23 protein-coding genes are annotated in these 26,117 nt (G+C 45.3%); 12 read left to right on the top strand and 11 right to left on the bottom strand.

What is annotated here, in order from left to right; genetic code table 11:
* Positions 1 to 260 precede the first annotated feature (260 nt).
* Positions 261 to 782, top strand: a complete 522-nt coding sequence (locus V2H45_RS16525; protein WP_330484762.1) for a hypothetical protein — start codon at positions 261 to 263, stop codon at positions 780 to 782.
* Positions 783 to 1,025: 243 nt separating this feature from the next.
* Here the strand turns inward: V2H45_RS16525 and larB are convergent, their stop codons facing one another.
* The 3 genes from larB to V2H45_RS16510 are packed head-to-tail and all read right to left on the bottom strand — an operon-like array spanning position 1,026 to position 3,449.
* Entirely contained in the window at positions 1,026 to 1,796 is a 771-nt protein-coding gene (gene larB / locus V2H45_RS16520; RefSeq protein WP_330484761.1) for a nickel pincer cofactor biosynthesis protein LarB, read from the bottom strand.
* Positions 1,797 to 1,806: 10 nt separating this feature from the next.
* Positions 1,807 to 3,291 carry an IctB family putative bicarbonate transporter gene (locus V2H45_RS16515; RefSeq protein ID WP_330484760.1) on the bottom strand — a complete coding sequence of 495 codons (1,485 nt, stop codon included), beginning with the start codon at positions 3,289 to 3,291 and terminating at the stop codon, positions 1,807 to 1,809.
* A complete protein-coding gene (locus V2H45_RS16510) occupies positions 3,282 to 3,449 on the bottom strand; it encodes a hypothetical protein (RefSeq protein ID WP_330484759.1) in 168 nt (55 codons plus the stop codon). The genes V2H45_RS16515 and V2H45_RS16510 overlap by 10 nt, the downstream gene beginning before the upstream one ends.
* Before the next feature lie 150 nt (positions 3,450 to 3,599).
* Between V2H45_RS16510 and V2H45_RS16505 the strand changes: the two genes are divergently transcribed.
* From V2H45_RS16505 to V2H45_RS16495, 3 genes are all read left to right on the top strand, one after another.
* On the top strand, positions 3,600 to 4,259 hold the full coding sequence (locus V2H45_RS16505; protein ID WP_330484758.1) for a sigma-70 family RNA polymerase sigma factor: 660 nt from the start codon (positions 3,600 to 3,602) through the stop codon (positions 4,257 to 4,259).
* A 34-nt stretch (positions 4,260 to 4,293) separates the two neighbouring features.
* A complete protein-coding gene (locus tag V2H45_RS16500; RefSeq protein WP_330484757.1) occupies positions 4,294 to 4,779 on the top strand; it encodes an anti-sigma factor family protein in 486 nt (161 codons plus the stop codon).
* A gap of 261 nt (positions 4,780 to 5,040) precedes the next feature.
* Positions 5,041 to 6,279: an HhoA/HhoB/HtrA family serine endopeptidase gene (locus V2H45_RS16495; protein WP_330484756.1), complete on the top strand. Its 1,239-nt coding sequence runs from the start codon at positions 5,041 to 5,043 to the stop codon at positions 6,277 to 6,279.
* Positions 6,280 to 6,367: 88 nt separating this feature from the next.
* Here V2H45_RS16495 and V2H45_RS16490 read toward each other — a convergent pair whose 3' ends face one another.
* A complete protein-coding gene (locus V2H45_RS16490; protein ID WP_330484755.1) occupies positions 6,368 to 6,985 on the bottom strand; it encodes a TetR/AcrR family transcriptional regulator in 618 nt (205 codons plus the stop codon).
* Positions 6,986 to 7,291: 306 nt separating this feature from the next.
* Between V2H45_RS16490 and V2H45_RS16485 the strand changes: the two genes are divergently transcribed.
* From V2H45_RS16485 to alaS, 4 genes are all read left to right on the top strand, one after another.
* Positions 7,292 to 7,894, top strand: a complete 603-nt coding sequence (locus V2H45_RS16485) for a DUF3318 domain-containing protein (RefSeq protein ID WP_330484754.1) — start codon at positions 7,292 to 7,294, stop codon at positions 7,892 to 7,894.
* Positions 7,895 to 8,055: 161 nt separating this feature from the next.
* Positions 8,056 to 9,060, top strand: a complete 1,005-nt coding sequence (locus tag V2H45_RS16480; RefSeq protein WP_330484753.1) for a late competence development ComFB family protein — start codon at positions 8,056 to 8,058, stop codon at positions 9,058 to 9,060.
* A 78-nt stretch (positions 9,061 to 9,138) separates the two neighbouring features.
* The gene (gene grxD / locus V2H45_RS16475; RefSeq protein ID WP_330484752.1) at positions 9,139 to 9,462 is read left to right on the top strand and encodes a Grx4 family monothiol glutaredoxin; all 324 of its coding nucleotides are present in this window, start codon (positions 9,139 to 9,141) and stop codon (positions 9,460 to 9,462) included.
* A 256-nt stretch (positions 9,463 to 9,718) separates the two neighbouring features.
* Complete coding sequence (alaS, locus tag V2H45_RS16470; RefSeq protein ID WP_330484751.1) at positions 9,719 to 12,358, top strand: alanine--tRNA ligase; 2,640 nt, start codon at positions 9,719 to 9,721, stop codon at positions 12,356 to 12,358.
* 116 nt (positions 12,359 to 12,474) lie between these two features.
* Here alaS and V2H45_RS16465 read toward each other — a convergent pair whose 3' ends face one another.
* Positions 12,475 to 14,610, bottom strand: coding sequence for a DNA polymerase III subunit gamma/tau (locus V2H45_RS16465; RefSeq protein ID WP_408648807.1), 2,136 nt, complete (start codon positions 14,608 to 14,610; stop codon positions 12,475 to 12,477).
* A gap of 245 nt (positions 14,611 to 14,855) precedes the next feature.
* Positions 14,856 to 15,689: a hypothetical protein gene (locus V2H45_RS16460; RefSeq protein WP_330484749.1), complete on the bottom strand. Its 834-nt coding sequence runs from the start codon at positions 15,687 to 15,689 to the stop codon at positions 14,856 to 14,858.
* Between the two features lie 156 nt (positions 15,690 to 15,845).
* Between V2H45_RS16460 and V2H45_RS16455 the strand changes: the two genes are divergently transcribed.
* The gene (locus V2H45_RS16455) at positions 15,846 to 16,265 is read left to right on the top strand and encodes a hypothetical protein (protein WP_330484748.1); all 420 of its coding nucleotides are present in this window, start codon (positions 15,846 to 15,848) and stop codon (positions 16,263 to 16,265) included.
* Positions 16,265 to 16,681, top strand: coding sequence for an HNH endonuclease (locus V2H45_RS16450; RefSeq protein ID WP_330484747.1), 417 nt, complete (start codon positions 16,265 to 16,267; stop codon positions 16,679 to 16,681). The genes V2H45_RS16455 and V2H45_RS16450 overlap by 1 nt, the downstream gene beginning before the upstream one ends.
* Before the next feature lie 153 nt (positions 16,682 to 16,834).
* Here V2H45_RS16450 and V2H45_RS16445 read toward each other — a convergent pair whose 3' ends face one another.
* The 3 genes from V2H45_RS16445 to trmD all read right to left on the bottom strand — a co-directional run bounded on the left by V2H45_RS16445 (position 16,835) and on the right by trmD (position 22,936).
* Positions 16,835 to 20,365, bottom strand: a complete 3,531-nt coding sequence (locus tag V2H45_RS16445) for a response regulator (RefSeq protein ID WP_330484746.1) — start codon at positions 20,363 to 20,365, stop codon at positions 16,835 to 16,837.
* A gap of 130 nt (positions 20,366 to 20,495) precedes the next feature.
* On the bottom strand, positions 20,496 to 21,998 hold the full coding sequence (locus V2H45_RS16440) for a UDP-N-acetylmuramoyl-L-alanyl-D-glutamate--2,6-diaminopimelate ligase (protein ID WP_330484745.1): 1,503 nt from the start codon (positions 21,996 to 21,998) through the stop codon (positions 20,496 to 20,498).
* Positions 21,999 to 22,258: 260 nt separating this feature from the next.
* Complete coding sequence (trmD, locus tag V2H45_RS16435; RefSeq protein WP_330484744.1) at positions 22,259 to 22,936, bottom strand: tRNA (guanosine(37)-N1)-methyltransferase TrmD; 678 nt, start codon at positions 22,934 to 22,936, stop codon at positions 22,259 to 22,261.
* Between the two features lie 214 nt (positions 22,937 to 23,150).
* Between trmD and V2H45_RS16430 the strand changes: the two genes are divergently transcribed.
* Both V2H45_RS16430 and V2H45_RS16425 read left to right on the top strand, forming a co-directional pair.
* Positions 23,151 to 23,438 carry a type II toxin-antitoxin system TacA family antitoxin gene (locus V2H45_RS16430; RefSeq protein WP_330484743.1) on the top strand — a complete coding sequence of 96 codons (288 nt, stop codon included), beginning with the start codon at positions 23,151 to 23,153 and terminating at the stop codon, positions 23,436 to 23,438.
* Positions 23,438 to 23,956 (top strand): GNAT family N-acetyltransferase, encoded by a 519-nt coding sequence (locus V2H45_RS16425; protein WP_330484742.1) that lies wholly within the window; start codon positions 23,438 to 23,440, stop codon positions 23,954 to 23,956. The genes V2H45_RS16430 and V2H45_RS16425 overlap by 1 nt, the downstream gene beginning before the upstream one ends.
* A 156-nt stretch (positions 23,957 to 24,112) precedes the next feature.
* On the opposite strand, the gene V2H45_RS16420 is transcribed toward V2H45_RS16425, so the two are convergent.
* Positions 24,113 to 24,646 (bottom strand): hypothetical protein, encoded by a 534-nt coding sequence (locus V2H45_RS16420; RefSeq protein ID WP_330484741.1) that lies wholly within the window; start codon positions 24,644 to 24,646, stop codon positions 24,113 to 24,115.
* A 572-nt stretch (positions 24,647 to 25,218) separates the two neighbouring features.
* Positions 25,219 to 25,863, bottom strand: a complete 645-nt coding sequence (locus V2H45_RS16415; protein ID WP_330484740.1) for a hypothetical protein — start codon at positions 25,861 to 25,863, stop codon at positions 25,219 to 25,221.
* Between the last annotated feature and the right edge of the window lie 254 nt (positions 25,864 to 26,117).

Genomic DNA, 26,117 nt, shown 5'->3' with positions numbered 1-26,117 from the left:
ACGAAGTATTCTTTGCTTCATCAGACCCCGTTGCATTTCATTCTTGAATTGGCGCATCAATAAATGAAATTGCTGGAGACATTAATAAAATCATTACAGATGCTAATTCCAAAGGCAACCTAAAGTTTCCTTTTCCCATTGTTATTCTAATTACAAAAAGTGACAAATTAGATCTAACTAATCTGTTTCATGGCAGTACTTTTTATGAAAAGATTAAAAATGTTTTTCCCCCTCTATTTAAGTCAGACAAATGGCGAGTAATGATTTGTCCAGTCACTCTTTTTGGAGATGGATTAGACAGTGAGAAGAAAGAAATTGATGGTGATATTAAACCGAAAAAATTGTTTCTTCCATTAGCATTTGCTCTATTTCATTGCTTGGAAAATCTGATAGAAGAAACACAAAAGAATTTAAATGATAGATATAAAAATCAAATCGAATCTAGTATAAACAAGACAAATGATAAGATACAGTCTATCAAAACTAGACAAGATAAGATTATGAGTCACCCCCCAAGGAGTTGGGAAAGAATAACTTCTTGGTTTTCTGGTGAAATTGGAGAACTTGAAAAAAAACTTTCTGCTTTGAGATCTGAGAAGCAAGATTTGGAAAAAGAGTTAAATAACAAAAATAAATTCCATGAGTCTGAACTGAATAAGCTAAGTCAATACAAAAAGTATAAAGATATATTAGCTATAGAGATAAGATTTTGTTCAACAAGCAATGAAATCAAGATTACTCAACAAGGAAGAGATTTTACTGTTGATTTGCCGCTTGAGTAAAAAGCATAATAATGCGTTGGAACCGACCGATGAGAGGTAATCTACCTTAGTGGTGCAGAAAATTTTTTTGAGTCTCATGTGAGACTGCGGTTAAACCTATTTGATAGTCTAGAACGCCCTATCCTCCTAGATGAAATACAGAATCCACAAAAATCTGTCTCACAGCAAGAATCTTGCACGGCAATGGTTTCAGGACTTATCTGCACCACTAAAGGTAATCTATAAGAGTCTATGGCGGCTCAACTACACCGTTATGGTCTTGTCCCTATAGGCAAGGTTGAGAATTTTCCCTGCTAACATCGCTGCTCCAAAGCCATTGTCGATATTCATCACACCGATGCCTGTAGCACAGGAATTCAGCATGGTTAAGAGCGGTGCTAGCCCGTTAAAACTAGCGCCATAGCCAATGCTCGTCGGTACGGCAATTACAGGACAACTAACCAAACCCGCTACGACCGAAGCGATCGCACCTTCCATCCCAGCGACAACGATCAGAACTTCGGCTTGGGTCAGCATTTCTCGATGACTGAGCAATCGATGAATTCCCGCTACCCCCACATCCCAAAGGCGTTTGACCGTAAATCCACAGAGTTCGGCAGTAATGGCAGCTTCTTCGGCGATCGGCAAGTCGGCAGTGCCTGCGGTGAGGATCGTAATCGTGCCCGATCGCAGTGGCATCGACTCACCCAAACAACAGATTTTTGCCTCTGGGAAATAGCGCAACTGCCGCAAAGTTGGTTGCAATAGGGAAAATACCGAAGCTTCGATTTTGGTCGCCATTACGATAGAACCATGCTGGTTCATGACCTGCATGATTTGGAGAATTTGTTCGGGTGTCTTGCCAATGCCAAAAATAACTTCTGGAAAGCCCGTCCGCAGAGTGCGGTGACGATCGATTTTGGCAAAGTCCCCGACAGGTTCAAAGTCTAAATTTTTTAAATTTTCTAGGGCTTTTTGTGGTTCCAAATTTCCCTGCGCCACATCCTCTAGAAGCTTAAGCAGCTTATCCTGCATTGTATTTTGGTTATGTTTGCGTTTCTGGTAATTCGGAACTGGATTCTAAATTCACCGAAGCATTAACTTCAGGATTGGAAATGGGATTGAGGCAGAAACTGGCAATCAATGCGATCGCCAACCACCACAAAATTTGCACTTGAGGTCGATACCATACTGTATCGACGAGACCGTGAATGAGCATACCTGCGATTACGCTTAAGGCGGCCACGATCCACAGACCTTCAGAGACTCGCAGCGATCGCACGCGGTTCAGATTTTGCCAACCGACCCGAATTACCATGGCGACAAGCCAAATATAGCAAGCTGCCCCAACAAAACCAGTTTCTACGGTAATTTCTAAGGGAACGGAATAGGTACCCAGGGCACTGAAACCAGAGCTTTGATAGACAGGATAGACTTGGTTAAAGGCTTTGTTCCCAGGCCCAATGCCGAAAATTGGACGTGCCTTGATCATCTTAAATACGGCTGGCCAAACATTGAGCCGAAAACTGTTACTGCTGTCTCCACCACCAGAGAAGATACTTTCAACCCGCGATCGCAATTTCGGGAATAAAAGCACGCTTAGCGTCATGATGCCGACAGTTCCCCCAAAAAAGCTGGGCAACGCCCAAATCGGAAGTCTTCGACCCCACCAATAGACGAGAAGTAGAACGAGCACGAGGCTTTCTACAGCAATACCGACCAATGCCCCACGACTCTGGGTTTGGACGATGCAGAATACGCCAGCGATCGCGACTAATGCTGCAAAAAATTTGGTTGCCCAACTGCGCCAATGTAATGCTGCCACCACACCCAAGGGTAAGGATGGCATTAGGTAGCCAGCTAGTAAGTTGGGATTGCCGATAAAGCTATAAATTCGAGTAGTTCCCGCTAACTCTGAAGTGGGGTCAGTCCAAGTGGCTAGTTCCTCTGCACCTAAATACCACTGTTGAATGCCATAGGCGCAAACCACTAAGGTTGTGGCTAAATAGGCTGCAACAAACATCGATCGCCAACCCATCTGATTATTTGCCGTTTTATTGGTCGATAAAGGGTCTAAATCCTCTCCAGAATTCTCGTTATCGAAAAGGGTTTCTGAAGGGGGACTAAGACGCATCAAGCGACTGAACGAAACAAAAATCAAGAAATAGGTAGTGAGCTTGATCAATCCATCAAGGGCAGCACCGCGAACTGGTGAGATTGCCGTCGCGATCGCGGCAATAACCCAATACACAATTAGCGGTGAATGAATTGCCGTCCAAGGTGGAACCTGCGGATCTTGCCCATCGTGGCGATCGCCAATCCAGATCGTCAGCCAAAACACACCACATAGGACAGCAATCAGCCCAGTCAGATAATTTTCTAAATAGGGCAGGGTCACCACGAGCAATAGTAAAAGCGCACCGAGGGACTTTATCCCAATCAGTTTGCTGCCCTGCTGCCATTCTTGGGCAAATTGCAGCGACCGCAGAGCCTGCTGCGGAATCACTTTTGCCTTTGAGATTAAATCCATAGATATTTGCTAATCGCCGACAAATCAACTGACAAATCAATAGGGGCAGGTAGCATTTCGCCCCGCCAGTCTAGTAACTGTACCAAAACAAGGTAACCCACACCCAACCCAACCGCCACGACTCCTGTCAAGATAGCTATCCACTGCGATCGCTGCATAGGTAATAAACAAAATAAGCAACACTAACTGCTATTATCGCTCTTAGTCGGGAACAAGCTCATTCGATGTTGGGTCTAGTAATTTGAACCTAAAAGGAAACCACAAGTTTCCCAGCCGTTTAAATCACATGTCAACTTTGGAGCCAGTCGATGAGCTATAGCCTATCTTGGTCAACTGCAATTGAGGTTCAATCTCCCTCTATCCCTGTGTCAGATGATAAGCTCTCTAACTTAGATTTGGTATGCCTCTGTACGCAAGGTGCGCAGCCAAGTAAATCGGCATTTGCTGAGTTGATGCGACGTCATCAATCGCATGTCGATCAAGTTTTATATAAACTAGCTCCAGACTGGCAAGATCGGGCTGACTTAGCACAAGAGGTTTGGATCAGGGTCTACCGTAATATTAAGCGATTGCAAGAACCCGAAAAATTTCGAGGTTGGTTGAGCCGCATTACCACAAACCTCTTTTATGACGAACTGCGTAAGCGCAAACGTGGTGGAGGAATAATCTCGCTCGATGCGCCCCGAATGACGGGAGATGGTGGCGAAATGGAATGGGATCTACCTAGCAATGACCCAGGTCCGGTTGAAAATCTGTCAACCCAAGAATTTTACGAGCATCTCCGCACCGCAATTAAAGATTTGCCTAGTGGATTTCGAGAAACAATTGTGCTAAGAGAAATTGAAGGACTTTCTTACGAGGAAATTGCTGAAATTACAGGTGTCTCTCTAGGTACAGTAAAGTCGCGGATTGCTAGAGCCAGATCGAGGCTGCAAACCCAACTGCAACCCTATCTATCTAGTTTGTAAGGAAGGTGTTTTTGAAATGAGTTCTAAACTAAACATGACAAGTCGAGTACCCACCCCTCAAGAACGGTTTGAGTTACTGAGTGCCTATCTGGATAACGAAGTTAGCCGAGAAGAAAAGCTCTTGGTCGAAGAGTGGTTAGCGACAGATGCCAATTTCCGTCGCTTGCACCAACAACAACTGCGCCTGCGCCAGATGTTAATCGACTTGCCCGTTCCTGCATTCGATCGCAACGTTTCGCCTAGTGCCACAAAAGCCAATACGGAGCTAATGATCGACCAGGTCATGGCAAAGATTGAAAAGCGATCGCAGCGGCGCAAGTGGGCTTGGGGCGGTATCGGTCTCGCAGCGGCAGCAGTGATTGGCATTGTGGGCTCTGTATTTACCCTCAACTCATCACCGCAGTTTAGCCCCGTAAGCAATCAATTTAAGCCCTCACAAGAGGAACCCTTAATCTTGGCAATGGAAAAGCCAATTGTGCCCATTCCCAAGTCCATGATGGACAAACAACCTGATAAATAATTTCGGCTCGAAGGGTAGTATTTTCCACACAAAGGCAAAGGTAGATATTACTTTTGCCTTTCTAGTATGTATCCCTAGATTTTGATGCCGAGTTCAAAGGCATCCGCACGAGTTAGAATTTAAGATTCACGCTCCGTGCGGGCTTTCAAAGAACGTTTTTTAACAATGGTATGAATTATGGTTTTCCGTAATTCCTTCTATAGACGTTTCCACCAAATTTTTTCTGTAGAATGAAGATTACTATCGAGATGAGTAATGGCTATGAGAGACTCGAACAAAAAATCGCGCTATAAACAGCCACTTCTTTACCTTGCGCTCCTAGTTATTGGCGCACTAATAGGTGCATTGGCAGTTGTTGCAAAGACCAACCTACCAAGTGCTAGCGTCTCAACGCTGCCGCAAATTGCATCGATCTCACCTGCAATGGCAACAGATAGCAGTGCTACAAAGGTTGCAGCGATTCCCTTGCCAGATGCCAACTACAACTTTATTGCTCAAGCGGTCAATCGCACGGGACCTGCGGTCGTTAGGATCAATGCCTCCCGCACAGTTGCATCTGAGCCTTTGCCAGATATGCTGAACGATCCGTTTTTCCGTCAGTTCTTTGGCGATGAGATCAGACGCGCCCCTAAAGAACGGATCGAACGCGGCACTGGCTCAGGATTTATTATCAATAAAGATGGCGACATCATTACCAATGCTCACGTTGTCGATGGTGCAGACAAGGTAACCGTTATTCTCAAAGATGGTAGACAGCTAGAAGGTAAAGTCTTGGGTGCTGACCCGCTTACCGATGTTGCTGTCGTCAAAGTCAGTGCCGATAATTTGCCCGTTGTCAGTCTGGGCAGCTCGCAAAACCTTCAGCCCGGTGAATGGGCGATCGCGATCGGCAATCCTCTAGGACTTGACAACACTGTCACCGCTGGCATCATTAGCGCCTTGGGGCGTAGTAGCGGTCAGATTGGCGTTGACAAGCGCGTTAACTTTATTCAAACCGATGCTGCGATCAATCCTGGCAACTCAGGTGGTCCTCTGCTCAATCAACAGGGCGAAGTCATCGGTGTAAATACGGCAATCATTCAAGGGGCGCAGGGACTGGGTTTTGCTATCCCGATTGAAACTGCTCAACGCATTGCGAAGCAACTGATTGACAATGGGAAAGTTACTCGTGCTTACCTTGGCATTCAGATGGTGACGCTCGATGCCAGCACCAAAAAACAAATCAACGAAAGCGAGAATACTCCTTTTAAGGTTACGGAAGAAAAGGGCGTATTAATTGCCAAGGTTGTACCTGATTCCCCTGCGGCTAGGGCAGGTTTGAAAACTGGGGATGTGATTACCAAAGTCAACGGCGAAGAAGTCCTTTCAGCCGATAAGGTGCAGCAAATTGTAGAAGGTAAGTCAGTAGGCGATCGCATTCAAGTTGAGGTCAAACGTACCAACCAAACAATCACCATTGCTGTCGAAGCTGGCGAATTTCCAAAGCAGTCTCCTGGCTAAGATAATTAACCAAATCGTAGGGGCAATTCATGAATTGCCCCTACGATCGAGATTGGGTGGGATTTTTTGCCTTGATATCTAATGACAATTAGCTTTTATTCGCCAAAACACCGTTCAGGAAAATATCGGCAACGCCCTCTGCCATTTGTTTTAACTCAAAAGGCGAACCACCTGTGGCCATGGTTTCATTGCTAAACCCAGCTACCGCAAACATCCCCACAAACACTCTGGCAATGACTTTAGGATCGAGGCTCGATCGATAAATTCCCTTGTCGATCGCTTCCTCAAAGTACACTTCAGCAATATCGGTCATCTTACCGATCACCTCTGACTGAATCCGATCGCGTAACTCTGGGTGAAACTGTGCTTCCATAAAACACACTTTCATCATGTCGAGATTTTCTTGCATATTGTCCATGCGACGGCGCATCATCTGCGCGATCGCCTTATAGCTGCCCATTTCACTTAATTCGGTGAGCAAATCTGTGAGAATTTGTACCCATCCCTGAGTAGCCACTTCAATCAGGATTGCTTTCTTGTTGGCAAAATAACGAAATAGCGTGCCTTCGGCAATTCCAGCATCAACGGCAAGCTCTTTGGTGGTCGTTCCGTCAAAACCCTGACGAGCAAACAGCTTTTGGGCTGACAGTAAAATCTTACTGCGGGTATCTAGTTCGACTTGGGGCTGCGGCTTGAAAAATTTCATAGAGTCAAGGTGATGGGAAGCATATACAGAATTCTGACTTATTCGATCGCGAATCTTTAAATATTGAATAATTTCTTTAGGAAAATAAATCCTAGGTGGAGTGATTTTTGACTTTCTTGTTATTTTTTGTTAAATCACTGCCATAATTGCTCTAAATTTTTAGAAAATCTTTTATTCTCAAGCTTTTAAAATCTTAAATCCCACTTTCACTCAGTCTTAATTCGCTCAGTCTCAAGTTGGTTCTAGTATCACCCAAGCGATCGGATAATTCAGATAATAAAACTACGCGTTAAATTAGAGCCACCGATGAATTCTTCTCAAGAAATCTTGCGATTACAGGACTTACTCCCCGCATCATGGCGTATGAAAACGACGATCAAAGCTAAAACCGATCAGCAATCTGTAATCGCAAGTACGCCGCTTTTGCCATGGGCTAGCATAGTGCAAGTCAGCATAAATTTTCGGATATGGTCGCAGTTAAGCGAAGCAAATCGCGATCTACTTCTGCTCCGAGAAGTGGGATGGCGACAAGAGAGTAAATGGCTCAAAATAGGCGTCTATCAGTCATTAGCATTGTTATCGATAGGAGGAGGTGTTGTAGAACTGGTACAAGGAGATGTTACAGGGATCGCGATCGCTTTGTTATTGGGGACCGTGGCAGTCAATCAGGTATGGCGCAAAAACCAGGGTTCGCAAATCCAAATCGATGCCGATCTTGAAGCCCTCCGCGCTGCTCAGCGACGAGGCTATACTGAAGAATCAGCGGCGAGAGCTTTGCTAGAAGCAATCCCTGCTGCTGCTAAGCTAGAAGGTCGATATATTCCTGAGTTTATAGAATTGCTACGTTGTCAAAACCTACGTGCGATCGCTGGCTTATCTAGCGTAACCGTGCCGTCCAATTCCGAATAAGTAGCGCTGTATACCGTTACACAGAATTAAGAATTGACTAAGCGATGATTAAGTAGGTTTAGGTGATAATGAAGTTTGGCTTTAATAAATTCAATCAGAAGGTTAATTAATCATAAAAAGAGTCTCCCTGCACTGAGAGATCATAGAATCGGGAAATTGAAATGGGAAATTGTAGAAATGCGATCGAAGAGCTAGTCATAGCTGAAGCAGAAACACAAATACAACGTTTAGGACCTCAAGCTAGAGAACGAGTCGATCTAAGCGAAGTAATTGCCTATGCACTAAATCGTTTACCCCCCATGTATGCCACAACCCATAGAGGTTGGACGCAACAGCGTCAAAGGGCTAGCAGCGAACTTGCCAATCAAATTAGTGCAGTGGTACGAAACGGGCTACTGGGCGTACAGCGAGATACATTACGCCAGCTAGATCCTTTACCCAATCACGAGCTTGCGAGTCAAACACGTACTCTTGTGAGGTTGCAACAACTGCTTAAAAGAAAGGATCTGAAGTGGAAAGATGTACCAGGTGCGGTGAATGAAGCCCTGATGGATGTGCGTTACCAAGGCTCGCTTGGAAGTAGCTACCTCAGCCTCGATCGCAGAAATGCGGTAAGTGCCAAATCATATCTCAAACGCAAGACGACTCAAGAGACTTCCTTTGTCCGTTCTCCAACAGCAGGTAATGAGGATCAAGATTTTGAGTCTTACATGAGTGGCACAGCCTATCGCTATAGTAATATTCTTGAAAATTTGGTGACTGCGATCGCCGAACGGCGCATGGAGAGACTTTCTCCTGAATTGCAGGCTCAAATTAATCTAGACGAAGTACTGGCATATGCACTCAATCGGTTACCGCCGATGTATGCTACCAGCAATCGCGGGCTTAAGCAGTTGCGTCAGCAAGTTAAGACAGAGATGACCAACGAAATGATGAGTATTGTCAAACAAGCCTTTGTCAAGGTTGCTCAAGCGCCAGCGAGGGTTTTGTCTCCCTTGCCCTTTGAACGATATAACCTAGAACAAGATGAATCCCTAGAGAAACTCAAGGTGATCTTAAAACGCGATGATGTGACTTGGCGCAATGTTGTAGAGCTGATCGAAGAAGCTATCCTCAAAAAGGCGAGTACTCCTACCAATATTTGGACGGGTGACCATATCCCCTAAAGAAATACAAAATTGTGAAGCAAAAAGTTAAGTAAGATAGCTATTAGTAACAATTTGTAAGCGATCGCACTTGAAACTATGAATCCAATCATTCAAACCAAAATCGAAGGTCAGATTAACAATAACAAGATCATGATCTACATGAAGGGCACGCCCTCGATGCCCCAATGCGGATTTTCGGCGGCTACGATCCAAGTTTTTTCAGCCTTGGGCTATCCGTTTGAGACCTATGACATTTTGCAAGATCCTGAAATTCGTCAAGGTATCAAAGAGTTTTCTAATTGGCCAACGATTCCTCAGGTATATGTCAATGGTGAATTTGTTGGGGGCTGCGACATTGTGATGGAAATGCACAAGCAGGGTGAATTGGAACCATTGCTTAAAGAAGCCATGGCGAGCTAGTAAACCTCCTGTTAGGGCACGAAGCATTCGCAAAGATCTGTTTTGCCTTGAGGGCAAAGCTTTGATAGGAATGCTTTGCCCTTACCCCTGATGAAAATAGTGTTTTTATCTGCGTGAGCCGATCTAAAGCTGACGCTAAATGTTTTTGTCAACCGTTTTGTCATTAGTTTTGATTATGCAACTGTTAAAAAGTTGCATAATTAAGAAATTTGTAACTTTTACAACCGTAATCCCACGCTGCTTTCTAAATTTAATCATGTCTAGCTTTCCTGCTCTTACTGGTGCTGAAATCCGATCGCGTTTCTTGAAGTTTTTTGAGGAGCGCTCGCATAAAGTTTTGCCTAGCGCCTCGTTAGTACCTGAAGATCCCACCGTATTGCTAACGATCGCGGGAATGCTGCCGTTTAAACCAATCTTCCTCGGTCAGCAAGAGCCAGAAGTGCCAAGAGCGACAACTTCGCAGAAATGTATTCGCACCAATGACATTGAGAATGTCGGGCGCACGGCTAGACATCACACTTTTTTTGAGATGCTCGGTAATTTTAGCTTTGGCGATTATTTTAAAAAAGAAGCGATCGCTTGGGGTTGGGAACTGGTTACTAAAGAATTTAAGTTGCCGCCAGAGCGATTGGTGGTCAGCGTTTATCACAGCGACGAAGATGCCTTTGCAATCTGGCGCGATCGGATTGGCATTCCTGCCCACCGCATTCAACGCATGGGGGATGACAACTTTTGGGCATCCGGTGCAACGGGGCCCTGTGGACCTTGCTCGGAAATTTACTATGACTTTCATCCCGAACTAGGCGATGAAAAAATCGATCTAGAGGATGATTCGCGCTTCCTAGAGATTTACAATCTCGTCTTTATGGAATTAAATCGTGATGCCAATGGAGATCTCACCCCACTCAAGAAGCAAAACATCGATACGGGGCTGGGATTGGAACGCATGGCGCAGGTATTGCAGGGCGTTCCCAATAACTACGAGACCGATTTAATCTTTCCGATTGTCAAAAAAGCTGCAGATCTGGCTGGGATTGACTATCACCAAAGCGATGAGAAGACTAAAACTTCGCTCAAGGTGATTGGCGATCACGTTCGCTCTGTGGTGCATATGATTGCCGATGGCATCAATGCTTCCAATGTGGGTCGCGGCTATATCTTGCGTCGTTTGTTACGTCGGGTCGTGCGTCACGGTCGCTTGATTGGCATTGTGGGGGAATTTACCTCTGATGTTGCCGAAACCGCGATCGCACTGTCAGAAACCGCCTATCCCAATGTAAGAGAGCGAGAGAAAATCATTAAAGCAGAACTTCAGAAAGAAGAGAATCGCTTTTTGCAAACCTTGGAAAGGGGCGAGCGTTTGCTCGATGAAATCTTAGCGAATCCTGAAAACCAAGCGAGTAAGCGCATCAAAGGTAGCGACGCTTTCACGCTCTATGATACCTATGGTTTTCCTTTGGAACTCACCCAAGAAATTGCCGAAGAGCAAGGCTTGACTGTTGATGTCGATGGCTTTAATGCTGCCATGCTGGAACAACAAGAACGTTCTAAAGAAGCTCACGAAGAGATCGATCTATTGACAAAAGTCAACTGGTCGGAACTGGCAACGGAAGTTGGGAAGACGGAGTTTCTCGGCTATACGCAGCTTGAGAGTAACGCTACCGTTAAGGCGATCTTGGTGAATGGGGTCAGTGTGAAATCTGCCAAAACGGGCGACAAGGTACAAATCCTGCTCGATCACACGCCATTTTATGCCGAGTCTGGCGGACAAGTGGGCGATCGCGGATTCCTGACCAGTATTGAATCGATTGTGAGAATTGACGATGCGCAAAAGGAATCAAATCTATTCATTCATATTGGGAAGATTGAAGTAGGCGAAGTTAATGTCCGAGATGAGGTGAAAGCCCAAGTCACTGTTTCCGAACGTCGTCGCATTCAAGCTCACCATACGGCTACGCACCTCTTGCAGTCTGCGTTGAAGCAGATCGTCGATCCGAATGTTTCCCAAGCAGGTTCGCTGGTCGCAGCCGATCGCTTGCGGTTTGACTTCAATCTCTCGCGTTCCGTTACCTCAGAAGAGCTCTCCAAAGTCGAGGCTCAGATTAATCGGTGGATTGCCGAAGCCCATGATTCGGTTACGGAAGTGTTACCGATCGCAGAGGCAAAGGCTAAAGGCGCGATCGCCATGTTTGGCGAAAAGTATGGTGCAGAAGTACGAGTACTCGACATTCCCAATGTGTCGATGGAATTGTGCGGTGGTACTCATGTGAAGAACACCAGCGAAATTGGTCTGTTCAAAATTATGTCCGAGTCAGGTGTCGCTTCTGGGATTCGTCGGATTGAAGCGGTAGCAGGTCAAGCTGTGGGTGACTACCTTGCCGTGCGAGATGCTGTGACGAAGGATTTAAGCGATCGCTTTAAAATTAAGCCCGAAGAGATTCCCGATCGGATTACCAGTTTGCAAAATGAACTAAAAACTGCTCAAAAGCAAATAGAAGCCTTGCAACAGCAACTCGCGCTCACCAAAGCCGAAAGTTTACTGGCTGAAGCGGAATCCATTGGCGAATTTAAGCTCATTGTGGCGCAACTAGATGGTGTCGATGGCGAATCGCTCAAAACTGCTGCCGATCGCTTACTATCCAAGTTAGGCAATGGTGCGGTGGTGCTCGGTTCGATTCCAGAAGCGGGTAAGGTCAGTTTGGTGGCAGCTTTTAGTAAAGCTGTGAATGCCAAAGGATTGCAGGCCGGGAAATTTATCGGCGCGATCGCGCAAATTTGCGGTGGTGGTGGCGGCGGTCGTCCCAACCTTGCCCAAGCGGGTGGCAAAGATCCAGATAAACTACCTCAGGCTCTTATCGAGGCGAAAAATCAATTAAAGGCTGGACTTACACCTTAAAATTCGCCTTAAATAGTTCTCCCCCAGGATACATAATAGGGCTTTTAGGTTTCTCGAAGGGCTTTGTACCATTAGTGTAAATAGTACAAAGTCTTTGAAGAGAATCAAAAATCTGCTTACTCTTCTGTACCCTCCTCTTCTAAACTGATAATCTGCCCGTTAAATATATCGGCGATTCTTCTGATCGCGATATCTTCATCGGAAGGAGAAATAAACATATTCTTAGCTGGGCTTATGGTTGAGGCTTCTGGAGAATTCGATATTGGAGCAGAGTTGTTGGCTGTTGGAATTGTGGCTTGATTTATACTGGGAACTGCTGGGGCAGAACGAGGGATTTCCGCTTGCGGCTGTACGGGATTCTGTACCTGATTCTGGGCGTGAGTGGGAGGGCGATCGCTGGTCGGTGACGCCTGTGAAGAAGGTGCTTGTTGTGTTGGTGAGGGATTGGGGAAGGCTGGAGCATGTCGCAAGGGCTGTTGAGTGGGTTCTTGTACGGATACTTTTGCGGCTGGTGCGGTAAATTGGACAGGCGTTAGTGCGGTGGGACTTCCAACAACATTCGCTGTAGAAAGAGAATCGATCGCTTCAATTTCTAATTTAACGGAATTCCCAAATACCTTGCGGCAACATTGTTCTACCTCATGCATCTTGGGCTTAACATGCCTGATGTTATTGCGAGTGATGCCAACTTTGACGATCGCTTGGTTCACTTCCAATAGTTTCCCTTGCTGCGCTAAAACTTCCTTGGCAACTCTAGAAATCGATTCTAAATGTCCTAAGATTTGCGCCCATGAGGTTTCTAAGTCCAAAGCAAAAACAGATACGGGAGGTTCCTGAGTCTGAGGTTCGGGTTTGGGTGCATCCTCTTCTCTAGTGAATGATTTCTCGGCGATCGGTTCTGGTGGGGGTAGGACTGGAATCTGCTCGACTTGTTTAGGCTCGATAACTTCAGTGATTTGGACAGGAGCGAATTCTGAAGCAGGCGATCTAGCAGGAGTTACAGCGGGAGGAGCATTGTTAGCAGGCGTTACAACAGCAGGAGTGGTAGCAACTGCTGCTGGAAGTTGGGACTTGGAATGAATCGGTGTTGCAGGAACGGTATTCGCTTGGAAGTTTACCTGAGAATTTACAGGGGGATAGGTTTGTGAAGGTGGTGCGATCGCTGAGGGCAGTAAGCCCATTAACGTAACTTCCAGCCAAAGTCGAGGCTGCGTGCTGTTTTTGACCTGGACTTCTGCCGATCTCAGATGTTTTTGTCCTTCTAGAATTGCAGGGAGCGATAATGCCTGTGCCAAATGTTTCAAGCGTTCCCAACTGGGGCGAGTGAGGGCAACGAGGTCGTTGCGATCGCTGGCAGTTTTGGCAATCAAGAGATCTCGATAACTTCCCGCCAAACTCTGCAAAACAATTAACGGCTCTCTGCCGCGATCCATAATCTGTCGCACAAAATCGATAATCTGGGTGGGACTATCGGAAGCGATCGCCTCTAATAAAGAGAGTAAATCTCGCTCGGGCACGGAACCGACTAGATCCCAGACAGCTTCGGGTGTAATTTCTCCTTCGATTAAACTCAACTGATCTAAGAGCGACTCTGCATCCCGCAACCCTCCTTGAGAAATCTGTGCCACCAAGAGCAAAGCTTCAGGATTGATTTCGATCTTCTCATTTTGGGCAATCTTACCTAAGTGGGAGACGATATCATCTAAGGGAATCCGCCGAAAATCAAACCGCTGACATCGCGAAATAATTGTAGGTAAAACCCTCTGCGGATCGGTGGTTGCGAGGATAAACACAACGCGATTGGGAGGCTCTTCTAAAGTCTTAAGCAAAGCATTGAATGCTGCGGTACTGAGCATATGACATTCGTCGATCGCGTAAACCTTATATCTCGCTTGCACGGGTGCAAACTGAGCGCGTTCGATGATTTCACGAATGTTATCGACCCCTGTATTGCTTGCTGCATCAATTTCGGTAATGTCTAAACTTCTACCCGTGGTAATTTCTCGGCACATCGAACAAGTACCGCAGGGCGTGGGCGTTGGGGCATCATAACGAATGCAGTTGAGCGACTTGGCAATAATCCGCGCTGTAGAGGTCTTCCCCGTTCCCCTAGCCCCCGTGAGCAAGTAAGCAGGCGCGATCCGCTCTGTTTTGATGGCATTGGTTAAAGTGGTCGCGATCGCCTCTTGCCCCACCAAATCTGCAAAGGTCTGGGGGCGATATTTATGATGAAGTGGCTCGTAGGTACTCATAAGCGATCGCGAGAGCAAAAAGCTACAACTATCCTGCATATTCTAAACCTTCGGCGACCAAAGTATAATTTGGGGTATTCGGCGAAGAGCGAAGAATTGCTAACGAAGTCTCTTTTTGTACACTCTCATCAAATATGGATGTTTCTAAGCGATCGTAAATCGATAGAAAAGTAGATTTGGATTACCCAGAATACATTTTCTATGCTCATATGAAAAATGCTGTAACACTTTTGCCAACTACTTTATCAAACTTCTTTAATAACATCAGGAAAACTGACAACTAGCTCTTTTTTTCTAATTTTTTCAATAAACTCGTTGGAGGTACTACAACCAAATTTCAAGATCATCTTGTACCATTCTTGTAAATCGGAAAGATTGTCGGGTTCGATTTGGAAAAATTTGACATGCTGTTGAAGATGATTTTTGAAGCCTGAGTCACGCATAGTATTGACAAAAGAGGTAATGATTTCAGAAGCAACTTTAAGTGACCATTCGGCAACGGAATTAGTGCTAACCGAATAAAGAAATGGAACAGGGATAGAGTTAATTTCCTGATCCGATAAAAGGGATTTGTATTTTTCTATAAGTCCTTCTTGTTCTCGGTTGATAAGTACTTGTCGATCATCAACTATCAACTTACGACTTCTTAAGTCGGACAATATTTTCACATGTTCCCTTATTAAACCATTAGTAGGTGTGTCTCCAGCTAATAGATGAACAATTCGATTACGAACTCTTACGAGAAGATTAAAATCCTGAAAAGGTTGATTTCCTTTTACAAATGGTGTATCTGATGTAGAACGACTTGCTTCAAATAGTCTTGTTTCAAGCTCTTTGTGAGCCTCTAAAAGTGGTTTACATACTGAAAACAGAGATTTTGCGTCAGACTCTTCTCTATCTCTTGCCAATTCAATAAGTTCATTTAGAAATACTTCTACTGTCATGGCAGAAAACAGAATAGCAATGGTTGCATCATCCTTTCCACCATCTGTAGATTCAGGTGTTTGATATATAACTCTCTGATAAGATGATTTAGCTATTTCAAAAATTTTTGGAGCACTTAAGTATGTGTCAGCCATCAAAGTTACTTTTATCCTATATTTCTTATAATTCTAACAGACACTATACTCAGATGTTGTCCCAGTGAAATAAACCTAAAAAGCTGGATTTTTATACTGAGAAATTAGGATTTTGGGGCTTAGTAACCTATCGTCATTCACTTTACATCACTAATTATGCAAAGACTTACTTTAGAGTTACCCGAACCACTTTACCAGCAGTTGACTCGAATCGCTGAGCTAACCTCTCAATCTTTAGAAGCGCTTGCCTTACAGAGTATTACGGGCAACCTGCCACCCTCAGTTGAGAATGCTCCATTAGAAATGCAGGCTGAGCTATCGCAAATGCAAGCATTGTCTATCGATCGACTATTAGAAATTGCCCAAAGTCAGATTGCGATCGCACAGGTAGAGCGTCATCACCTCCTTCTAGAAAGAAATCAATTGGGAGAGATTTCTGTAGAAGAGCAACAGGAACTCAGAAATTTAGGGCTGGCGGCAGATCGAATGATGCTGAAAAAAGCTTTTGCATGGTCAGTTTTGCGTTGGCGTGGTTATGCGATGCCAACCCTAGATGAATTACCACCAGAAGAGTAATGACCTCTATCTCAAATGTAATTCGCCAACAAGTTATTTCCGAAGCAGGACATCGCTGTGAGTATTGCCGTACCTCTAGTCGGCTCGTTGGCATGCCATTAGTTCTCGATCATATTATTCCTAAATCCCTAGGTGGTAATAGCGATCGCGAAAATATAGCAGCTTCTTGCTATCGATGCAACGAGTTCAAAGGAGCTAGAACTCAAGGAATTGACTCTAAGACAGGTGAGTTGATTCCATTTTTCAATCCGCGCAGACAAAAATGGACAGAACATTTTGTTTGGGCAAATGGTGGAACTCATATTATTGGTCTGACTGCAATTGGTAGAGTGACAGTTATTGCTTTGCGGCTTAACAATGAGTATATTGTAGAAGCGAGGCGTCTTTGGACTGCTAGAGACTGGCATCCACCTTGATTTGATAGAAGAGATCGCATTGGTTAAAGTGGTCGAGATCGCCTCTTGCCCCACCAAATCTGCAAAGGTTTGGGGGCGATATTTATGATGAAGTGGCTCGTAGGTACTCATATGTACACTTATATCTGCTTTTGAGGAGATCGCACCGTCAGTTTAAGCATGAACCAAAAATGTTAGTACTGTCTCATCAATTCCCTTCAGTTTTAAAATACCGCGCTTACCTATTTCATCTTCTTCGAGATAGTCTGCCACCACAGCAGATACCAAAATGCAGTCAGGTTCGGCAGCGGATTGAATGCGCGAGGCAATATTTACCGTGGGGCCGATCGCCGTGTAGTCCGATCGCTCGGCACAGCCAAACATGCCCACAACGGCAGTACCTTGATGAATGCCACAGCGAAACTGCACGGGGGGAATGCCGTGGGCTAACCATTCTGCATTCAACTTAGCCAGCGATCGCTTCATTTCACGGGCAGCATCAACGGCACAACGTACCTGCTCGTTGGGACTGAGTTCTTCGGGAGCGCCAAATAATGCCAAAATCCCATCTCCCATAAACTTGTCCACGGTTCCACGATGGGCAAAAATCGCACGGGTCATTTCACCTAAGTACTGATTGAGCATTTCGGAAACACGCCGCGATCGCACCGTATTCGCCAGTTGCGTAAATCCAACAATGTCGCTAAACAGAACCGTAATCATCCGAGGCTCGGGACGCAGGTCGAGAGATAGCTGTCCTTCTGCGGCTTTTTGTACCATTAGAGGTGGTAAGAACCGCTTGAGCACGGATTCCGTCAGATATTGATTCAGTTGCTTTACCCTTTGTTCGCTTAGCTTCAGGGCTAACAGATTCCGAACTTCCGCTAAGAGTTCGCGATTGTTAAAGGGCTTGGCTAGATAGGCATCAGCACCCGTTTCCGTGCCTTCAATTCTCGTTTCCTCATCGATTTTGGCTGTGAGAAGAATCATCGGCGTACTTGCAAGCGTCGCATCTTCACGGATGAGGCGAATCAGATCTAAGCCTGACACCTGTGGCATCATCAAATCTGTAACAATGAGATCGGGTTTAAATTTTTGGGCTTGATGGAAACCCTCTGAGCCATTACGGGCAGAGATTACTTGATAGCCTGCTTGCAAGAGAATAGAACGTAGATAGCCCCGCAAGTCGGCATTGTCATCCACGATCAGAATTTGATTGACATTCGTTTCTGTAGTAAGACTTTCGTTGCCCCCCCTCTCAATCCTGCGCTTGTTGCTGGCATCCAAAAGCATCCTTGTGCTATGAGCATTCTCCTCAGCAATAATGGAACTCTCAACATCAATTTCTGAGTCGAGATCGGTTTCGATACCCGCTAGTTCGATATCGGTTCTTGAGAGCTGGACGTCAATAGGGGTATGCATGACCTGTTTAGGCGGAAGGTGAGCATCGCCTATGGGCAAAGAAATTGTGAACTTTGTGCCTTTGCCATAAATGGAGTCCACGACAACCTCTCCACCATGTAATTCCACCAATTCCTTTACTAGAGATAGTCCTAGTCCGCTACCCTCATAGCTGCGACTGACAGAACCTTCTGCCTGCCGAAATCGCTCGAAGAGAAAGGGAATCTGATCGGTGCGAATGCCAATGCCCGTATCCTCGACACTGAGCAGACAGCGATCGCCTGCGGATTGCAACCGTACAGTGATACTACCGCCACTGGGCGTGAATTTCATCGCATTCGACAGGAGGTTATAGATCACCTTGTCAAACTTCTCTAGATCCAGATAGACCTGCGGACATAGATCGAATTGGGTAAAAAGTCGTAGATTTTTCTTGTCGCAGTAAGCCTGAAATGCTTCGAGGGTATGCATGGCAAATTGCGTCAAGTCACAGGGGCGGAAGCAAGACTGCATCTTGCCTGCATCCAGTCGTTGCAGATCGAGTAACTGATTGACCAAACGCAAGAGGCGACGACAGTTGCGCAAGGCAATCACAGATTGGTCGTAGGTTAAGCTCTGATGTTGCGCGATTGCCGATTCCAACGGCCCAATCGTCAGGGTCAAAGGGGTACGAAACTCGTGAGAGATATTTTGAAAAAATTCTGTTTTTTGGCGATCGCTCTCAATTAGCTGCTGTGCTTGCTGTCGGGTCTTTTGATAGAGATGCGCCTGTTGTACGGCGATCGCTGCCTGTACCGCCACAGCTTGGGCTAGAGCGACTTCAGACGGCTGCCAGTGTCGCGGTCGATCGATCTGACGCAGGGAAATACTGCCAATAATCTTGCCATCTAAGATTAGGGGCACAATTAACAGCGATCGCGCTGACGCTTGCAGGGGTAGATCGACATGATTGAGTTGCGGTTGCTGGGTTAGATCGTCAACAATGACGGGCAATTTGGTCGTAATCAGTTGCAGCAGGACTGGATTTCCATCAATGCGAACCTTAGATTGCGATATTTGGGGATTTTCTAACCGATAACCATCCATCAGATCCTTGACAGCATTGGTTATGGGAGTTTGGGACTTTCCTTTAGCTTCCTCGCGCTTGGTCTCTTGGCGATCGCGGATATGCAAACCCACACAATGGACGTACTCATCCTCTTCTGTCCATAGGGATAAAGCACAGCCATCGCTCTGTAAGGCTTGCCCTAACTGTTGTGTAATTGCGGCAAAAATATCCTGAGGGTCGAGGCTGGAACGAATCGCCGTGGTAATTGTATTTACGAGCGCTTCCCGCTTGGCGAGCGCTTGAACCTGTTCGTATGCCTGTGCCTGCGAGAGCGCAAGTGCTGCCTGATCGGACGCTAAATTGATTAACTCAACTTCATCCTCTGTCCAAGTTCGCAAGTGATCGCATTGATGTAATGCCATGACGGCGATTAATTCTTGTTGTACGATCAAAGGCACAATCAGAGAAGACTTGACATTCAACGCTGCAAAAATTGACCGATCTTTAATGCGTTCGTCTGTACTGACATCGTTAATAATTTGAATTTTTCTCGTTTCTACAAGAGTTTGCGCCAGCACCTGAAAACTCTCATAGGAGACTGAATCAACTTCTGCATTCGATATTAGATAAGCTTCTGAAATATATAAAAAGGAATTCTCTGCGATTGTACCCTCTTGAAAAGGTGAGAGAACGCAGCAGGTTACCTCAAAATTGCGACCGATAATTTCCACCACCGATTCCAAAATATCGCGATAATTGGAGGAGCCATTGATGGAGTAGGCGATCGCATTCAGAAGGGTCTCTTGTCGCAGGCTGCGCCGCAGTTCGCCTGTACGATTTTTCAGCAGATAATGGGTCTCTAGCGCTTGCTTGACGACGTTTTTCAGATCGTCTTCTTCCCAAGGCTTGGTAACATATTTAAAAACACGACTGGAGTTAATTGCCTCTACCAGATCTTCGATGTCCGTATAGGCTGTCAGGATAATCCGCATCGTGTCGGGATACTGGATTGCCATTTGACTGAGGAACTCGGTTCCGCTCATCACAGGCATGCGCTGATCGGAGATGATTACAGCCACTTCGCCTTCCCGTTCTAGCAAGGCGATCGCCTCAAGTCCACTTTGAGCGCGTAAAACCTTATATTCTCGGTAAAACGTGCGATAAAGCAGGTCTAAGTTATCGGGTTCATCGTCGATAACCAGAAGTTTTGGCTTGCTACTTGTTGGCGAGTCCCTTCGGGGCGCATCCTGCGGCATCAAACAACTTTCCTACCACTAAAGCATGGGATGCGAGTCGCATCAGCGTCGGTTCCCATGCACCAAACTAGGTTGAATATACCATTTTTACCCAAATAGTTTGATGCATGGGTGACAAATGAGAAGGCTGCTACTGCGAACTCAACCGCACTTGAAGTGCTGCTTGGGCTTCCTCTCGGTCGTCAAAATGGATTTTCTCTTTACCCAGGATCTGATAATCTTCATGTCCTTTACCTGCGAGCAAAATTGTATCGCCCGATTGCGCCTGTGCGATCGCCATTTGAATGCATTTACGCCGATCCCCTTCGATCGTTACAGCATTAGCGTCCGATTTCTCGGCGATCGCGGCATGAACCCCCACCATAATGTCCGCCAAAATTCTCTGAGGATCCTCAGTGCGTGGGTTATCAGAGGTGACATAAACGCGGTCGGCTAACCTTGCGGCAATGCCTCCCATCAGGGGACGCTTGGTGCGATCGCGATCGCCGCCACAGCCAAACATGCAGATCAGTTCTCGTTGCGTAAACGGACGCATTGCCTTGAGCAGATTTTCTAGGCTATCAGGGGTATGGGCATAGTCCACTACCACCGTAACATCTTGCCGATCGCTCACCTGTACCCGTTCGACCCGCCCAGGCACGCTTTGAAACTCGGGCAATTGCAGCGCGATCGCTTCTAGGCTAACGCCCAGATGTACTGCGGTTGCGATCGCGGCAATGATATTCGCCACATTAAAGCTACCGACTAGGGATGATTTTAAGGCGATCGCCCCCAGTGGGGTATGCAAGGTTCCCGTAACCCCATTCGCCCCATAGGTAAGGTTTTCAGTGTAAAAGTCAGCTTGCGGATTCGTCAGACTATAAGTCCATACAGGTGAAGACTGCACCATGCCCACCAGTCTCTCGCCAAAGGTATCGTCAAGGTTGATTATGGCTCTACCTTTGAGGTAGTCAGCCTGAAATAGCAGGGCTTTGGTGGCAAAATAGTCCTCTAGATCGCGGTGATAATCGAGGTGATCTTGGGTGAGATTGGTAAACACGGCTACTTCAAAGGGACAGCCCAAGGCGCGTTTTTGCGCCAAAGCGTGGGAGCTGATCTCCATGACCGCCACTTGGCATCCGCCATCAGCAGCTTGTTTGAGCAGAGATTGCAGGTCGATCGCAAAGGGTGTGGTGTGCGCCGAAACCTTGACGTGACCTTGCCATCTGGCATAGAGCGTGCCAAATAAAGCCGTGGGAAATTGGGCGGACAGGAGAAATTCAACTAGGTGTGTGGTGGTGGTTTTGCCATTTGTCCCCGTCACGCCCACCAATTTCATGGTTTGGGCAGGATAGCCATAAAAGGCTTCAGCCAACTTGGCACAGGCAACCACAACATCCTCAACCAAAATTAAGCCTGTGGTGTCGGTAGGAAGCTCAGCTTGGGCAGAGACCACTGCTGCGATCGCCCCATTTGCCAGAGCCTGTGCGGCAAACTTACTACCATCTACCTGAGTCCCCGGCATCCCAATAAATAAATCCCCCGCCCGACAATCTCTAGAATCAGTAGTTAGACGCTGGACGATCGAGCCATCTAGTTCGGGATTTTGAGAGGTATACCCTGCTTGCTTGAGCAGATCGCTTAGCTTCTGCATATTTTCTTACTACCTTACAATTTGGTCTAATAATGTAAATCGGAGACTCCAGATAGGTTAACTGAAGCACGCTGATTTTTACAAGAGATTTGTTAATGTTCTGTCTCCATTCTCGATTGCATCTGCAATCGAGAATGGGATGGTGTTGATTGAGAAGGTAGAGAAAAGGAAAATCCTTGGAAGCTAGACATCTTTGCCAACCTGCGATCGCGAGTTCTAACCTGTCTAATCATTGATATGCCGATCGGAACTCACATTCGTTAAGATCGATCTAGTAAATCTGGACGGCGATCGCGGGTGCGTTGTAGTTGCTGCTCTTTGCGCCACGCCTCAATTTGAGCGTGATTCCCAGACAATAAAACATCGGGTACTTGCCAACCCCGAAAGGTTTGAGGGCGAGTGTATTGCGGATAGTCGAGTAAGCCTGCTTCAAAACTTTCCAGTTTTAGCGATTCTTCTTTCCCGACTGTGCCGGGTAAGAGGCGCACCACGCCATTAATCAGCGCCAAGGCAGGAATCTCGCCACAGGTGAGAACGAAATCTCCTAAGGAAATCTCTCGCGTCACCAAATGCTCGCAGACGCGCTCGTCCACGCCTTCGTAACTGCCGCAAATCAGTACCAACTGATCGTAGGTGACGAGTTCCTTTAAGAGATTTTGCTTGAGCGGTTCGCCTTGGGGAGTGAGAAAGATGATCTCTCGCTTGGGCAATATGGGTAAGGATTCCACAGCAGCGAAGAGCGGATCGGGCTTCATTAACATGCCCACGCCACCTCCATAGGGTTCGTCATCGACTCTGCGATGCTTGTCTAAGGCAAAATCTCTAGGATTTGTCAGCGTAACTGTGGCAATTTCACGCGCGATCGCTTTCCCTAAAAGACTGGTGGTTAAGGGCGAAGTAAAAAATTCTGGAAACAGCGTAACAACGTCAATGCGCATGGGGTATCGGCGATCGGATTTACAGGAATTTTAGCATTAGCGATCGCAAGCAACCTCGAAGGTCTTTGGGGGTGCGCTCTGATTAATATTTGACACGAATTCTATGGCGCAAAGGCTTTTCTAGCTACGAACAAATTCTGCATTGTTGACGTACGGCAAATTGCCGTATATCATCGAATTTATCCGCTTATCTCAATTTTGGGGTCTAAAGCATATGACTACACCAGTACATCCAAAAACATCAGCACGGCTAGAAGTTCGGATCAGTCCAGAGATTAAGGCTCTGGTGCAAAAAGCTGCCGATCTAGAGGGACGTACGCTCACGGATTTTGCGATCGCAAGCGTTCAGGCAGCAGCTTATCGGGTCATCGAGCAACATCAAACTCTAAAGCTTAGTATTGAGGACAGCGAAGCTTTTGTTGATGCGATTCTCAATCCTCCCAAACCTAATGATGCCTTGAAGGCAGCAGCTTTACGATACAAACGGATAATGTCAGTTTAATGGTTCTCAAAATTGATCTTCTTGATAGCCAAAAGCATATTCGTTCGAGTTTTTACTGTGGAAAAGAGAGTTTAGATAATTACATTCGCAAGCAAGCATCTCAGGATCTCAAAAAACGAGTTTCAACAATATTTGTTTTGATTGATGAGCCTGAAATGGATGTTTTAGGTTACTATTCACTCTCTTCCTATACAGTTGATATTGCAGTTTTGGGGGAATCTTTTGCGAAGCGATTGCCACGTTATCCATTATTGCCAGCAACTTTATTAGGTCGTCTTGCTGTTGATAACAGCCAAAGGGGAAAGCGATTTGGCGAACTTCTCTTAATCGATGCGCTGAGAAAATCTCTAGATGTAGCCACGAAGGTTGCATCCCTTGCGATTGTTGCTGAAGCTTTGGATGAAAGCGCTTTGAGTTTTTATTTGAAATATGGGTTTCAACAGTTTAAGCACGAACCCATGAAACTCTATTTGCCAATGAAATCTGTTGAAGAACTCTGCCAAAATCTAGAAATCTAGTCAATCATATGCATGGGATAAGAAAGATTACATGTATAGAAACTTTAGCATTCTACTTTTTCACGGCGTAACTCTTGCGTTTCAGGAAGGCAAAAATCAATATCGATCGCAACACCACGCGACGGCAATGTATTGCGGTTAACACCGCAGCGATTCTTAAGAAAGTTTTTTCTCAATACTTGAAAAAGTAGAATAACCAGAATTATTAAGTACTTTCTTCAGTTTTTTTGAGTAATTTGACTGCATATCCTTAGGAAGACTACTTGTAAAACGAAATATGTAGTCATTAACATCTTCGGATTCAAAATAATTATCTCCCTTGTCATAATTCTCAACATATAAGTAACCATCTTCAAAAGCTTGTTCAACATCCTCTATTATTTTTATGATTAAATCTCCAACCTGTGATGGTAATTTATCCCATAAGCCTCTAACTGTTTCTAGTTGTTTTAGTAATTCACGCTCAAACTCGCTGGGATTGTACAATAAACTCTCATCAAAAAATATTGTATTGATAGCTTCTGAAGCTTCTTTAAATAGAACTATAGCCTCACCTTGACTAGCAAATTGGCTATTTATATTATCTAAGAAACTCTGAGGAGCAAACTTTAAAATTAAGTCGATAAGTTCCTCTTTTGTAAGACTCTCTAAGTAATTTTGAGTTTTCTTTTTTGCGTTGGATTTACTCATGTTATTGACCATAGCCTATGTAAAACCTAAAAATGAGTTAACCAAAAGCCTCAAAGCGAAGTAGGAAGATGAATAGAGATGCAGCGGCTAACGTCATCTGCATCAGCGGACGGCGATGCAAAATAAACGTGAAGATAGCGCAACAATCCATTCCGCCTGGATGCAGTAGTTAGACATGTGCATTGAAGAGACCTGAACTATTAAAGCTATTTTACCGCCAGCATGATGCATTTTGTTTGCTTGATGAAGGGTGATCGCCTTCACAACTCTAGCGACCAAACCCCATAACCGCAGCCGAAAAACTACAGCCCCATCCCTAACAGGTTAAGCAGAAGAGAGAAAAGTCAATCGCTATATCTGGTTCTTTAAGGTAAGAGTCAACGCTAAATGTGGATAGAGACTAAAAATCACATAGATGAGCATATTTACTTGTTTGGTCAAGATGCTTGCTATAGCAGTACATCTAGCGTTTCCAGAATGTACTTGAAAAAAGGGGTTTAGCCTTAACCTGTCACGAATGCTACAGCCCTTAAACTCAGCATCAGAGTCAGGCGTATGTAGTCCTATCTGCATCAGTCAGAAATGTTAATTTCATCAGAAGAAATGCTATGAAAAAATTCCTTTACCCTATTAATTAGTATTCGCCAGAATGTAGTTTCGTCCTTTGCTTCTAGTCCCTTTGTGACATTGTCAAGCCCTCTGACGATTATGTACAATCCTCCCAAAAATTGAAGGTAAAATATTTGGTCAGGCAGATCAACATTAAGTTCTGGGAGTAGATATCTAAGTGCTGTTAAGCATCCAACAACAAGCTCTGCCATCCCATAGAGAATGCGGAAGTTCAGTCTGATTATGTAAAGAATAATTCCAAGTGTGATAATGATGAGAAACGTGGCTGCAATGGGTATGTAACTTAAAAAACTTTGTGCATCGACAGAAATTCTGACTAAGAACCACCCAAGTATTAAACCTATCCCAGATTGGACTAGATTACTGATGGGGCTACCGTATCGTATTTCTAGAACAGAATCCCTAAGGCTTTGTATTGCCTCGATTTCTGTAAGCTCAGCTTTAATCTTGGCTATTTCTTCAACTCGTGAATCAAGATACTCATGCTGCTGCTGCTCTTCGAGAAGTTGAAGTCGAGTGATAAGATCCTTTTCCTGATAGACCTTCTTAGCCGTTAACCTTGCCGATTTGTAAAGTGGGCCTTGCATTTCTTTGCAGTTATTGAGGAAAGTCAGACGGTTGCAGATAGACGTTTTATGGGTGCAGTGTCGTTCTAACTATGTATTATACGGAAATTTTCCGTATATTTACCCTGTATTAGGTGATTATACTGAAAATTTCTGGGTAACACCCCCAGTACGGTGAAATACCCCGAAAGTTTCTGGGTAAAATACCGTTTTAGGTGAGCAATACTTCGGACAAAATTAGTAAGCAATAGCGCCGTAGGAGCAAAGATCTAGGA

It is taken from the genome of Tumidithrix elongata BACA0141, assembly GCF_036349135.1.
Classification (GTDB): Bacteria; Cyanobacteriota; Cyanobacteriia; order Pseudanabaenales; family Pseudanabaenaceae; genus Tumidithrix; species Tumidithrix elongata.
Note: the sequence above shows the minus strand (reverse complement) of the source record. Positions and strands in the feature narration are given on the sequence as shown.

Bases quoted from the DNA above. Each gene is read 5' to 3' on its own strand.
- V2H45_RS16525 (WP_330484762.1), top strand. From the start codon at position 261: ATGATTTGTCCAGTCACTCTTTTTGGAGATGGATTAGACAGTGAGAAG.
- larB (WP_330484761.1), bottom strand. From the start codon at position 1,796: ATGCAGGATAAGCTGCTTAAGCTTCTAGAGGATGTGGCGCAGGGAAAT.
- V2H45_RS16515 (WP_330484760.1), bottom strand. From the start codon at position 3,291: ATGGATTTAATCTCAAAGGCAAAAGTGATTCCGCAGCAGGCTCTGCGG.
- V2H45_RS16510 (WP_330484759.1), bottom strand. From the start codon at position 3,449: ATGCAGCGATCGCAGTGGATAGCTATCTTGACAGGAGTCGTGGCGGTT.
- V2H45_RS16505 (WP_330484758.1), top strand. From the start codon at position 3,600: ATGAGCTATAGCCTATCTTGGTCAACTGCAATTGAGGTTCAATCTCCC.
- V2H45_RS16500 (WP_330484757.1), top strand. From the start codon at position 4,294: ATGACAAGTCGAGTACCCACCCCTCAAGAACGGTTTGAGTTACTGAGT.
- V2H45_RS16495 (WP_330484756.1), top strand. From the start codon at position 5,041: ATGAGAGACTCGAACAAAAAATCGCGCTATAAACAGCCACTTCTTTAC.
- V2H45_RS16490 (WP_330484755.1), bottom strand. From the start codon at position 6,985: ATGAAATTTTTCAAGCCGCAGCCCCAAGTCGAACTAGATACCCGCAGT.
- V2H45_RS16485 (WP_330484754.1), top strand. From the start codon at position 7,292: ATGAATTCTTCTCAAGAAATCTTGCGATTACAGGACTTACTCCCCGCA.
- V2H45_RS16480 (WP_330484753.1), top strand. From the start codon at position 8,056: ATGGGAAATTGTAGAAATGCGATCGAAGAGCTAGTCATAGCTGAAGCA.
- grxD (WP_330484752.1), top strand. From the start codon at position 9,139: ATGAATCCAATCATTCAAACCAAAATCGAAGGTCAGATTAACAATAAC.
- alaS (WP_330484751.1), top strand. From the start codon at position 9,719: ATGTCTAGCTTTCCTGCTCTTACTGGTGCTGAAATCCGATCGCGTTTC.
- V2H45_RS16465 (WP_408648807.1), bottom strand. From the start codon at position 14,610: ATGAGTACCTACGAGCCACTTCATCATAAATATCGCCCCCAGACCTTT.
- V2H45_RS16460 (WP_330484749.1), bottom strand. From the start codon at position 15,689: ATGGCTGACACATACTTAAGTGCTCCAAAAATTTTTGAAATAGCTAAA.
- V2H45_RS16455 (WP_330484748.1), top strand. From the start codon at position 15,846: ATGCAAAGACTTACTTTAGAGTTACCCGAACCACTTTACCAGCAGTTG.
- V2H45_RS16450 (WP_330484747.1), top strand. From the start codon at position 16,265: ATGACCTCTATCTCAAATGTAATTCGCCAACAAGTTATTTCCGAAGCA.
- V2H45_RS16445 (WP_330484746.1), bottom strand. From the start codon at position 20,365: ATGCCGCAGGATGCGCCCCGAAGGGACTCGCCAACAAGTAGCAAGCCA.
- V2H45_RS16440 (WP_330484745.1), bottom strand. From the start codon at position 21,998: ATGCAGAAGCTAAGCGATCTGCTCAAGCAAGCAGGGTATACCTCTCAA.
- trmD (WP_330484744.1), bottom strand. From the start codon at position 22,936: ATGCGCATTGACGTTGTTACGCTGTTTCCAGAATTTTTTACTTCGCCC.
- V2H45_RS16430 (WP_330484743.1), top strand. From the start codon at position 23,151: ATGACTACACCAGTACATCCAAAAACATCAGCACGGCTAGAAGTTCGG.
- V2H45_RS16425 (WP_330484742.1), top strand. From the start codon at position 23,438: ATGGTTCTCAAAATTGATCTTCTTGATAGCCAAAAGCATATTCGTTCG.
- V2H45_RS16420 (WP_330484741.1), bottom strand. From the start codon at position 24,646: ATGAGTAAATCCAACGCAAAAAAGAAAACTCAAAATTACTTAGAGAGT.
- V2H45_RS16415 (WP_330484740.1), bottom strand. From the start codon at position 25,863: ATGCAAGGCCCACTTTACAAATCGGCAAGGTTAACGGCTAAGAAGGTC.